Raw genomic sequence first — 11,295 nt, forward strand, 5'->3', positions numbered from 1 at the left:
CTCGACGAGGTGACGCTCATGATCGTAATTAAGCCTCGCGCCGAAGACGTTGAGGGTCAGCCGATTCTGCGCCCACTGCCGTCCGCCAGATGCCGCAGCGTCGGACCGTTCGTGTTTTTTGATCACATGCTGGAAACCGATTACCCGGCCGGTAGCGGCATGAATATTCGTCAGCACCCACACATCGGCTTATCGACCCTCACCTACCTGTTTGAGGGCGAGTTGTTGCACAAAGACAGCCTGGGCAGCGATCAACGGGTTCAACCGGGTGAAGTGAGCTGGATGACCGCCGGCAGCGCCGTTTCTCACATCGAGCGTACCCCGGATGATCTGCGTATTCGGGGGTCACGCATGCACGGTTTGCAGGTGTGGCTGGCTTCGCCGAAAGAACGTGAGCAAGGCGCGGGGCATTACAGCCATCACCCGGCGCACACCCTCCCCGTGAGCGACACTATGGGCATCCGCATTCGCATGATCGCTGGCAGCGGGTTTTGCCTGGTATCGCCGGTGCCAGTGCTGTCGCCGACGCTGTATGCCGAAATCAACCTGCAAACCGCCACCACGCTGTTGATTCCCGCAGAACACGAAGAGCGGGCGCTGTACGTGCTGTCGGGTGAAGCGCTATTGGATGGCGAGCAAATGGAGCCGCGAACGCTGGTGGTGCTGCCGATGGGCGAAGCGCTGACCCTAAGCGCCGGCAGTGAATGCCACGCCGTACTGATAGGCGGCGCCGTATTGGACGGACCACGGCGCATGAACTGGAACTTCGTCGCCAGCGACCTCGCATTGATCGATCAAGCCCGCGCTCGCTGGGCGGCAGGAGATTGGCCGACGGTGCCGGGTGAGTTCGACAGGATCGAATTGCCGAAATAGCCTCTGTGAGCAGCTTGCCCGCGATCGGCTGCGCAGCAGTCGTGACATCAGCGACCCGGTTCTTTCAGTTGAAACCGAGTCAGCCGATTGGGACCGCTTCGCGCTCCATCGCGAGCAAGCGCGCTCCTACAGATCGGTGAACCAGTATGGGGTTTCGGTGTTAGCGGGGGTGAGAGTTGTAAGCTTTTTCCGAGGTTCTTGTAAGGTTGTACAGCTTGGCTTGTAGGGCGTCTCTCCATTTTTTCGGCGATATTTTACTTCGGTTTTGTGGCTGGTAGGGTGGCGAAATTCTAGCCAGGAGCCAGCGCCATGACCCAGTGTTTCAAAGACCACGAATGCGACACGCAGCTGTTGAACCAACCCACCAAACCGATCGAAGAGTGCGAGACGCACAGGATCGAGTTGTACGGGGTCATGCAGGACGTTGTTGACGTGCCGTTTTTGACTTGCTCGGGAATCTGGCGAGTCTTCCAGCGCGAAGCCGAAGAAATCGTCGCCCCCGGCGGCGTCCTGATCGCCGACCCCATCGAACGCAATCGCGTGATCAATGCCGCCTATGCCCGGTTGTGGTTGCACGACAACCGCTTTCAGTGGGCCGGCCTGGCAGCCTTTGCCTCCAAGCAAGTCGGTTGCGGGTTGTTGCATGCTGCCGATATGACTGACGTCATTCAAGCTGAACGCGACGCCAGGCAGCGCTTGATCGACTCCAATGCGGCATCGAATCCCGGTTTCCTCGGGGCTCATATTTTCAAAGATACGGATCAGCAGGCGCTGGATGATTACCAAACCGCCCGCAGCAATAATCCCGTTCCTCTAAGCGACCTTGCTTTGGGCCCGGAACCCTCATCCTTGATGCAGCAACAGTTCCAGCACGTCTACGAAATGATGGCGCTGGGCAACACCACCTTGTTTCTGGATATCTTCCCGTTGCATGCGTTTTACAAAAAGCGTGGCATTGAAGAGTTAAGGACCTGTCTTAAAGAGCGGGCGGGTATTTATGGTCATCCGAAGTTTCCGGTGTTGTGGCCGGTGGAGAAGGAGAAGCTCGAGTTCGGGGGGCTGTATGCAGAAATCCTGCAGGCCTTCGAGGCGATAGAGGGGGGAGATATTGCCGAGAGCGTGAGGCAATTGGCGAAACATGAGCAACTCAATATCCTGCAACCGACCATCTACCAAGACCCACAACTTAAACTGCTACTTCGCGGCAACCATGCCTCCTATGTGACCGGTTTTCCTTCGGGGGTGGCTCAAGCGATTGAGCTGACCCTGGCGAGCCAATGCCAGCCAATCGAGGATGGACGCACCCTCGAATTCAGCAGCAACCCGTTTGCAGACTTATCAATTTACAAGCAGCGCATAGCCTTCGTGATGCAAGCAGCGGCGCGTTTCCACGAGATGTTGGGCGACGAAAATCGACATCTGCTGGAGCAGTCAATAAAAGATATCGCCGAAGGATCGGGTGTCCGATGAAACGGCGATATTGGTTCTGCTGGGCACTGCTAGCGGTATGGGGCGCCGATGTCGCCCGGTCGTGGTATGAACGAGAGATCGTCATGGAGATCGGTGGAACTTACGAGCACATGCGACAACAGTCATCAGCCCGCTTTAGTCCACCTTACCCAGACGGTGGCATATCGTGGGGCGGGGCAGAGTCCAACGCACGCTTACGGTTCGTCGACCCGCAATATGGGTTTATCACTCCCATAGGCACTCATTTCACTATGGGATTCAGAGGCAACATCATTGAGGACGTTCGCATTTCTCCGCAGATCGAACCCTTGTTACTCGATGACGCACTGAAGGTTGTTCTAGATTTACAAGAACAATGGCGTCGGGGTGGCTGGATGGATAAAAAACAAAAAAAATTCCCGCCCTTTGCTGATACGCCGCAATGGCGCGCTCATTTGCGCGACGCGCCCAACGGTAGAGCAACTTTTTGGTATGCCGGAGATAAATATCAGGCCACGCTAACAATGCATCGCTTTAAAGACCGTAAACACCCCGAAGAAGAGCGTTATAAAATTATCCTGAGTGTGTCCAAACCTTGGACGCCTTACCCGTGACTCGGCGTCGTTGGGCCTAAAATATCAGGCCCTGTTAAGCGTGCACCGCGTAAAGGACCGCAAACACCCCGAAGAAGCACGCTGAGTTTCAGGGGCAAGAACGCGGGCACCACGGTGGTTGTGGGCGGTTGGGGTGTGGTGGCGCAAATCCACTTGTGGACCAGATTGGCGTTCAAATTATTGCGCAGGGCAACACTGGCAATTGTGGCTCCGGGCTGGAAGCACTCTTCGACGATCTGTGGAGCCAACTTGTTGGCGAAGCGGTAGGTCCTGCAAACCGCGTCAGGCCCTCTTGCCAGTTCAAGTTGGCTCCTACAGACAGCTAAAGGCGGCGCGGTTTGTCTGATGTATCGCATCGTGGCCTTCCCGAATAAATTCGGTCCCACAGATTTGGCGCTGCACACACTTCTGTAGGAACTGCCGGAGGCTGCGAACAGCCCGAAGGACCTTCGCCTACAGAAGGATCTGAAGCGTTAGCCCTTGAACACTTCATCCAGCAAGTTATGCATTGAAACAAACGCGCGCTTGGCGGTTTTAGCGTCGTACATCATCTTGCCCGGCACGTTGGCGTGGGGGTCAGTGAATGAATGCACCGCGCCGCCGTAGCTCAGCAATTGCCAATCCACGCCTGCGGCATTCATTTCTTCTTCGAACGCTGGCAGTTGGTCCTTCGCGACCAGGGGGTCGGACGCGCCGTGCAGGACCAATACCGAGCCTTTGATGTTGTTGGCATCAGCTGGATCAGGCGTATCCAACGTTCCGTGGAACGTGACGGTGGCTTTCAGATCCGCGCCGCTACGGGCCAGTTCCAGGGAGCAGCAACCACCGAAGCAGAAACCAAAGGTCGCCAACTTGCGGGTATCTACCGGGGCATCTGTCTGCGATTTAAGCGCATCGAGCGCCGCTTGCATGCGCTTGCGCACTAACGCCCGGTCATTCTTCAACGGCATCATGGCGGCGCCTGCTTCATCGCCGTTCTGTGGACGAACCCCCTGCCCATAAAGATCAGCGAGCAACACCACATAACCTTGCTCAGCAACCGACTGTGCAATCATCTGCGCACCTTCGCTAACGCCCATCCAGTTTGGCGCCATTACCAGGCCTGGGCGTGAGGAAGCATCGCTGGAATCAAACACCAGACGGCTTTCGTAGGATTGGCCATCAATTTGGTAAACCACGGAACGAACGATAACGTTGCTCATTTGCAGCCCTCGAAAAAAACTATAAAAAAAACCCGCCGAAGCGGGTTTTTTGCTGGTGTTTAAACTGACAACTCTACCAGTAGCTTGTTCAGTCGACGCACATAAGCAGCCGGGTCTTTCAGGCTATCGCCTGCGGCCAACGCCGCTTGGTCAAACAGGATGTGTGACAGGTCACCGAATCGCTCTTCGCTTTGCTCTGCATCGAGCTTGGCAATCAGCGGGTGGGCCGGGTTGAACTCGAAGATAGGCTTGGAATCCGGAACCTTCTGACCGCTGGCTTCAAGGATCTGGCGCATTTGCAGGCCCAGATCTTGTTCGCCGATGGCCAGAATCGCCGGGGAGTCGGTCAAACGGTGGGAAACCCGCACTTCGCTGACAGCCTCGCCCAGCGCGGCTTTCAGACGCTCGATCAGACCTTCTTTATCCTTGGCGACTTCTTCTTGGGCTTTCTTGTCCTCTTCGGAGTCCAATTTGCCAAGATCCAAGTCACCACGCGCGACGTCGACAAACCCTTTGCCGTCGAAATCGCTGAGGTAGCTCATCAACCATTCGTCGATGCGGTCAGTCAACAGCAGCACTTCAATGCCTTTCTTGCGGAAGACTTCCAGATGCGGGCTGTTTTTAACCTGAGCGTAGGTTTCGCCGGTCAGGTAATAGATCTTGTCCTGACCTTCCTTGGCGCGGGCCAAGTACTCGGTCAGTGCGACGACTTGTTCGCCACCGTCTTCGTGGGTCGATGCGAAACGCAGCAAGCCGGCGATTTTTTCCTTGTTGGCGAAATCTTCTGCCGGGCCTTCCTTCATGACCTGGCCGAAGTTTTTCCAGAAGCCTTTGTATTGATCAGGCTCGTTTTTCGCCAGTTTTTCCAGCATGTCCAAGACACGCTTGGTCAGCGCCGATTTCATCGAATCGATGATCGGGTCTTTCTGCAGAATTTCCCGCGACACGTTCAACGAAAGGTCATTGGAATCGACCACGCCCTTGATGAAGCGCAGGTACAGCGGCAGGAACGACTCAGCTTGATCCATCACGAAAACGCGCTGCACGTACAGTTTCAGACCGCGAGGTGCTTCACGCTGATAAAGATCGAACGGAGCACGGGCTGGCACATAGAGCAACGAGCTGTATTCCAGCTTGCCTTCAACCTTGTTATGGCTCCAGCTCAGCGGGTTTTCGAAGTCATGGGCTATGTGCTTGTAAAACTCCTGGTATTCCTCGTCCTTCACCTCGGTCCGAGGACGGGTCCATAGCGCACTGGCGCGGTTAACGGTTTCCCACTCCACTTCAGGCGTGGCTTCACCTTCGGCAGCGGCCTGTTCTTTTGGCAGCTCAATGGGCAACGCGATGTGGTCAGAATATTTCTTGATGATGTTGCGCAGACGGTAGCCGTCTGCGAATTCATCTTCAGCGCTTTTCAGGTGCAAAACGATGCGCGTACCACGATCAGCCTTTTCGACGGTAGCGATTTCAAATTCGCCCTCGCCTTTTGAGGACCAATGCACGCCTTCGCTAGCAGGAACGCCAGCACGACGGCTGAACACTTCAACCTTGTCGGCGACGATGAATGCTGAGTAGAAGCCCACACCGAACTGGCCGATGAGGTGCGAATCTTTTTTCTGATCACCGGACAAATTCTTCATGAAGTCCGCAGTACCCGACTTGGCAATGGTGCCCAAGTGAGTGATCGCGTCTTCGCGGCTCATGCCGATACCGTTGTCTTCGAGGGTGACGGTTTTCGCGTCCTTGTCGAAGCTCACACGGATTTTCAGCTCAGCGCCGCCTTCGAGCAGGTCCGGCTTGGACAAGGCTTCGAAGCGCAATTTATCAACAGCGTCAGAGGCGTTCGAGATCAATTCGCGAAGGAAAATTTCCTTGTTGGAATACAGCGAATGGATCATGAGGTGCAGCAGTTGCTTCACCTCGGTCTGGAAGCCCAGGGTTTCCTTTTGAGTTTCCACACTCATGGTCGTCAAACTCCAATCAGATGGTACAAGCCGCATACACAGCGGCGGGATGTCATCAAAGTGGGGGCTGGGTCAGAGATTTCAAGGGCTTGAGTTGTGTGATCTACGATTCTTCGATTTTGAAATGCGCCCGCGCAGTGGCAATCGGTTCGGCGGAAAGGGTTTGCCAGGCGGTAACAGCAACGTTTGCCACCCGCCGCCCCTGACGCCAGACCTGACACTGCGCGTAGGTATCGCGAACGTGTCCGGCACGCAGGTAGTCCACCGAAAAATCGATGATTTTCGGCACAGCTCCCGAGTCAGTAGCGATCAGCAAGTGCATGGCCGCTGCCAGCTCCATGAACCCGGCGATTACACCCCCATGAATGGCCGGCAGCAAAGGATTGCCAATGTTGTCGCTGTTGGCCGGCAGACGAAAAATCAAGGCGCCGTCCTGCCGGGTGCATTCGATGCCGATCAGACGGGCATAAGGAATCAGCTCGAATAACGCTTCATAACTGTTTTGTTGATGCGCCTGACGAACCTGTGCCTTGAAGTCGATGGTCATAGCGCTGAGCCCCGTATCGGTCCGCTCAGGCGGCTGTCGCCTTTGATGCCTTTACCCATGCGCATGAACGTCCCGACCACATGAGCAATGGGTTGCTGTGGGTCATCTTGATAGGCAAACCCACGGGTAAAAATGACATCGCTGGTGACCCGATAACATTGAGCAAATCCATAAACGTCTTTATTGGGTTCGGCCGAATGCATGTAATCGATACGCAGGTCGAGGGTTGGGCAGACCTCAAACTCAGGCAATACGCACAGGATGGCTATTCCACAGGTGCTGTCCATCAACGAGGTTAACGCACCGCCATGGATGACCCCGGTTTCAGGGTTTCCGACAATACTCAAGCTGTAAGGAAGGATCAGGGTCATACCATCGGCGTTCGCGCTGTGAACGCGCAGCCCCAGCACCTGACAATGCCTGAGCACCGAAACGAAACGCACTGCGCTATCGAAAATCGCATTTTCGCTCATCCGTTGATCTCTTGTTTTAGTGGACCCAGCATAGCCGCAGCGCAAAGCGGTTGACACGGCAACCTATAGATTTCTATAGGAAATGTTGAACTTAATTTACCGAGCCACGCTCGAAAGGCCAGTAGATATGTTCAATAAGGAGAAAAACCCCATGCGTAAATCTTTAGCTTTTGCCCTCATGCTCACTGCCACCGTCGCTTTGGCCGCTTGCGATAAATCCAGCGAGAACAAACAGCAAGAAGCCAACAAAGCAGCTCAGGAATCCCAGGATTCGATGAGCAAGGCCCAAGACAAGGTCAATGACGCCGCCAAAGAAAGTCAACAGGCCGCTCAGAAAAATGCCGAAGCCGCTCAAGAGCGGACTAAAGAAGCTAACTCTCAGGCGCCGGCGCCTACCACCACCAAATAAACTGAGCCGCTCTCAGGATCATGAAGCCCGCCACCAGCGGGCTTTATTCGTTAGGCCAGCGCTTCGCGGCGCTTACCCAGCAGGCGGTCGCAGACGAATGCACCGATCAACGTAATCACCGTTGGCACCAGCCATGCCAGGCCCTGCTCACTCAACGGCAAATGCGCCAGTTGGCTCGGTAATCCGTCCGCTAGCCCGGCGACTTTAAGGGCATCGATAATGCCAAACAGCAGAGACACCAGCATCACCGGCGCGACAATCAAACGCTGTGAATACCAGAAGTCTTTGCAGAAGCTCAGGGCCACCAGCACGATGCACGGCGGGTAGATCGCGGTCAGCACCGGGACTGAGAAGTGTATTAATTTAGTCAGGCCCAGGTTCGATATCAACAACGAAAAAACCGCCAGCATCAGCACCAGGGTTTTATAAGATAACGGCAGTACTGCGCTGAAATATTCGGCGCACGCGCAGGTCAGACCGACGGCGGTGACCAAGCACGCTAATGAAATCAGTACCGCAAGGAAACCGCTGCCCAACGAACCAAAGGTGTGCTGCACATAGGCGTGCAGCACCACCGCGCCGTTGCCCGCCCCCGCAGCAATCGCGTGACTGCCCGAGCCTAGGCGAAACAAACTGACGTAGACCAGCGCCAGCCCCACCCCGGCAATCAGACCGGCAATAATGGCGTAGCGAGTGATCAACTGCGGTGAAGTGACCCCGCGCGAACGAATGGCATTGACGATGACAATGCCGAATACCAACGCGCCCAGGGTGTCCATGGTCAGGTAGCCGTTGATAAAACCTTGAGAAAAAGGCGCCGCCACGTAGGCCGGCTCCGCGACACCGACGTCCCCTGCCGGCAAAGCAAACGCCGCGATGCCCAACACGGCCAGCGCAAAGATCTTCATCGGCGCAAGAAACCGGCCAACCGTGTCAAGCAGTCGACCCGGATACAGCGAAACCCAAAATACCACGATGAAGTACACCAAGCTGTACAGGAACAACGCCAACGGACCGTCCCCGGTCAGTGGCGCAAGGCCGACTTCGAACGACACACTGGCTGTCCGTGGCGTGGCGAACAGTGGGCCTACCGCCAAGTAGCAGACTGCGGCGAGAATCCCGCCCGCAACTTTGCCGATTGGACTGCTCAACGCATCCATCGCGCCGCCTACTTTAGCCAGCGCAACTACGGTAATAACCGGAAGGCCCACCGCCGTAATCAGAAAACCCAGCGCCGCCAGCCAAACGTGTGGTCCGGCCTGAAGTCCGACGATGGGTGGGAAGATGATATTGCCAGCCCCAACAAACAGAGCAAAGGTCATAAAACCGAGTGCCAGGATGTCCTGACCTTTCAACACTTTCATTACGGGGAATACCACATTGCTGGATCGGGGCGATACAAAGCGGCGACTAGCCTAACGAATTAGCGTGTCCGTCGCACCATTAAGGGGCAAATAGTCCCATTTACGACAGCAAGCGTCGCATACGGATAACATTAATAGCGTGGCCAACGAATTACGCGAATTTCGATACGGTGCTCAAACCCGTAGATCTGCGTCACCCACAATTATCAAAACCTAAAACGCACAAAGGCCACCCGAAGGTGGCCTTTGCTGGTTGTTGCGTCAGTTCAGCAGAAGCTTACTTGACAGCCCAACCGGTCAGCTCAGCCAAAGCCTTGCCGATGTCTGCCAGAGAACGCACGGTTTTAACGCCAGCGTCTTCCAGTGCAGCGAATTTCTCGTCTGCAGTACCTTTGCCGCCGGAGATGATTGCGCCAGCATGGCCCATGCGCTTGCCCGCAGGGGCAGTCACACCAGCGATGTAGGAAACAACCGGCTTGGTCACGTGTGCCTTGATGTAGGCAGCCGCTTCTTCTTCAGCCGAACCGCCAATTTCACCGATCATGACGATCGCTTCAGTCTTCGGGTCTTCCTGGAACAGTTTCAGGATGTCGATGAAGTTCGAGCCTGGGATCGGGTCACCGCCGATGCCAACACAGGTCGACTGGCCGAAACCGGCGTCAGTCGTCTGCTTCACAGCTTCGTAAGTCAGAGTGCCAGAACGCGACACGATACCGACTTTACCTGGCAAGTGAATGTGACCTGGCATGATGCCGATCTTGCATTCACCCGGAGTGATCACGCCTGGGCAGTTAGGCCCAATCAGAATCACGCCCAGTTCGTCGCACTTGACCTTGGCATCCAGCATGTCCAGGGTAGGAATGCCTTCGGTGATGCACACGATCAGCTTGATGCCACCGAACGCCGCTTCAAGGATGGAATCCTTGCAAAAAGGAGCTGGAACGTAGATCACGCTGGCGGTTGCGCCAGTTTGTGCCACAGCGTCTTTCACGGTGTTGAACACTGGTAGACCCAGGTGCTCAGTGCCGCCTTTGCCCGGAGTGACACCACCGACCATCTTGGTGCCGTACTCAATGGCTTGCTGGGTGTGGAAACTACCTTGCGAACCGGTAATACCCTGGCAGATAACTTTTGTGTCTTTATTGATCAGGACGCTCATTATTTGCCCTCCGCAGCTTTGACAACTTGTTGAGCAGCGTCGGTCAAGCTGGTAGCAGCGATGATGTTCAAGCCGCTTTCTGCCAGTACTTTAGCGCCCAGTTCAGCGTTGTTACCTTCAAGGCGCACAACAACCGGGATTTTCACGCCAACTTCTTTCACTGCACCGATGATGCCTTCGGCAATCATGTCGCAGCGAACGATGCCGCCGAAGATGTTAACCAATACTGCCGCGACGTTAGTGTCTGACAGAATGATTTTGAACGCTTCAGTAACGCGTTCTTTGGTAGCACCACCGCCCACGTCGAGGAAGTTCGCTGGTTTGCCGCCATGCAGATTGACGATGTCCATGGTACCCATGGCCAAGCCAGCACCGTTGACCATGCAACCGATGTTGCCTTCCAGCGCTACGTAGTTCAGTTCGAACTTGGCAGCGTGCGCTTCACGCGGATCGTCTTGCGACGGATCGTGGAAAGTTTTCAGCTTAGGCTGACGGTACATCGCGTTAGCGTCGATGTTCAGTTTGGCATCAAGGCAGTGCAGATCGCCGTCAGCTTTGATGACCAATGGATTCACTTCCAGCAAAGCCAGGTCGTGATCCTTGAACAGTTTCGCCAGGCCAACGAAAATTTTCGCGAACTGAGTAACTTGCTTACCTTCCAGACCCAACTGGAAAGCCAACTCGCGACCTTGGAATGGCTGAGCGCCAACCAGTGGATCGATCGTGGCTTTGAGGATCTTCTCTGGTGTGTCGTGAGCGATTTTCTCGATGTCCACGCCACCTTCGGTGGAAGCCATGAACACGATACGACGGCTCGAACGATCCACTACAGCGCCAAGGTAAAGCTCTTTAGCGATGTCGGTGCAGGACTCGACCAGGATTTTGGTGACTGGCTGACCATTTGCATCGGTCTGGTAAGTCACAAGACGCTTGCCCAACCACTGTTGAGCGAATGCTGCTGCGTCTTCTTTGCTGCGAACCAGCTTAACGCCGCCCGCTTTACCGCGACCGCCAGCGTGAACCTGTGCTTTGACGACCCATTCGGTACCGCCAATTTTGTCGCAAGCTTCTGCTGCAGCTTCCGGGGTGTCTACAGCGTAGCCTTTGGATACTGGCAGGCCGTATTCAGCGAACAGCTGCTTACCCTGATACTCGTGGAGATTCATGCTTATTACCGTCTTCGTTAGTACTGCGCATTCGGTGCCGCACTTATAAAAGTGGCGCACCACCTGTGACTGACT

At 55.3% G+C, this 11,295-nt stretch carries 11 protein-coding genes; 4 read left to right on the plus strand and 7 right to left on the minus strand.

Features of this window, described 5'->3' with window-relative positions; translation table 11 throughout:
* Window positions 1-18 precede the first annotated feature (18 nt).
* The 3 genes from RHM65_RS21030 to RHM65_RS21040 all read left to right on the plus strand — a co-directional run bounded on the left by RHM65_RS21030 (window position 19) and on the right by RHM65_RS21040 (window position 2,936).
* Window positions 19-873 carry a pirin family protein gene (locus tag RHM65_RS21030; protein ID WP_416194769.1) on the plus strand — a complete coding sequence of 285 codons (855 nt, stop codon included), beginning with the start codon at window positions 19-21 and terminating at the stop codon, window positions 871-873.
* 309 nt (window positions 874-1,182) lie between these two features.
* On the plus strand, window positions 1,183-2,343 hold the full coding sequence (locus tag RHM65_RS21035; RefSeq protein WP_322169273.1) for a DUF2515 family protein: 1,161 nt from the start codon (window positions 1,183-1,185) through the stop codon (window positions 2,341-2,343).
* 83 nt (window positions 2,344-2,426) lie between these two features.
* Window positions 2,427-2,936 (plus strand): hypothetical protein, encoded by a 510-nt coding sequence (locus RHM65_RS21040; RefSeq protein WP_322183963.1) that lies wholly within the window; start codon window positions 2,427-2,429, stop codon window positions 2,934-2,936.
* A 473-nt stretch (window positions 2,937-3,409) separates the two neighbouring features.
* Here the strand turns inward: RHM65_RS21040 and RHM65_RS21045 are convergent, their stop codons facing one another.
* The 4 genes from RHM65_RS21045 to RHM65_RS21060 all read right to left on the minus strand — a co-directional run bounded on the left by RHM65_RS21045 (window position 3,410) and on the right by RHM65_RS21060 (window position 7,122).
* Window positions 3,410-4,138, minus strand: coding sequence for a dienelactone hydrolase family protein (locus RHM65_RS21045; RefSeq protein ID WP_322169268.1), 729 nt, complete (start codon window positions 4,136-4,138; stop codon window positions 3,410-3,412).
* Window positions 4,139-4,197: 59 nt separating this feature from the next.
* Window positions 4,198-6,102, minus strand: coding sequence for a molecular chaperone HtpG (htpG, locus tag RHM65_RS21050; protein ID WP_322169265.1), 1,905 nt, complete (start codon window positions 6,100-6,102; stop codon window positions 4,198-4,200).
* Window positions 6,103-6,205: 103 nt separating this feature from the next.
* Window positions 6,206-6,649, minus strand: a complete 444-nt coding sequence (locus RHM65_RS21055; protein WP_322169263.1) for a PaaI family thioesterase — start codon at window positions 6,647-6,649, stop codon at window positions 6,206-6,208.
* A complete protein-coding gene (locus tag RHM65_RS21060; protein WP_322169260.1) occupies window positions 6,646-7,122 on the minus strand; it encodes a PaaI family thioesterase in 477 nt (158 codons plus the stop codon). Before RHM65_RS21060 ends, RHM65_RS21055 begins: the two co-directional genes overlap by 4 nt.
* Before the next feature lie 151 nt (window positions 7,123-7,273).
* On the opposite strand from RHM65_RS21060, the gene RHM65_RS21065 reads away from it, so the two are divergent.
* Window positions 7,274-7,531, plus strand: coding sequence for a hypothetical protein (locus RHM65_RS21065; RefSeq protein WP_322169257.1), 258 nt, complete (start codon window positions 7,274-7,276; stop codon window positions 7,529-7,531).
* Between the two features lie 50 nt (window positions 7,532-7,581).
* Here RHM65_RS21065 and brnQ read toward each other — a convergent pair whose 3' ends face one another.
* From brnQ to sucC, 3 genes are all read right to left on the minus strand, one after another.
* Entirely contained in the window at window positions 7,582-8,895 is a 1,314-nt protein-coding gene (brnQ, locus tag RHM65_RS21070) for a branched-chain amino acid transport system II carrier protein (RefSeq protein ID WP_322169253.1), read from the minus strand.
* A gap of 277 nt (window positions 8,896-9,172) precedes the next feature.
* Window positions 9,173-10,054 (minus strand): succinate--CoA ligase subunit alpha, encoded by an 882-nt coding sequence (sucD, locus tag RHM65_RS21075; RefSeq protein WP_322169250.1) that lies wholly within the window; start codon window positions 10,052-10,054, stop codon window positions 9,173-9,175.
* A complete protein-coding gene (sucC, locus tag RHM65_RS21080; protein WP_297837759.1) occupies window positions 10,054-11,220 on the minus strand; it encodes an ADP-forming succinate--CoA ligase subunit beta in 1,167 nt (388 codons plus the stop codon). The genes sucD and sucC overlap by 1 nt, the downstream gene beginning before the upstream one ends.
* Between the last annotated feature and the right edge of the window lie 75 nt (window positions 11,221-11,295).

The sequence above is a fragment of the Pseudomonas sp. CCI4.2 genome (assembly GCF_034350045.1).
Taxonomy (GTDB): Bacteria; Pseudomonadota; Gammaproteobacteria; order Pseudomonadales; family Pseudomonadaceae; genus Aquipseudomonas.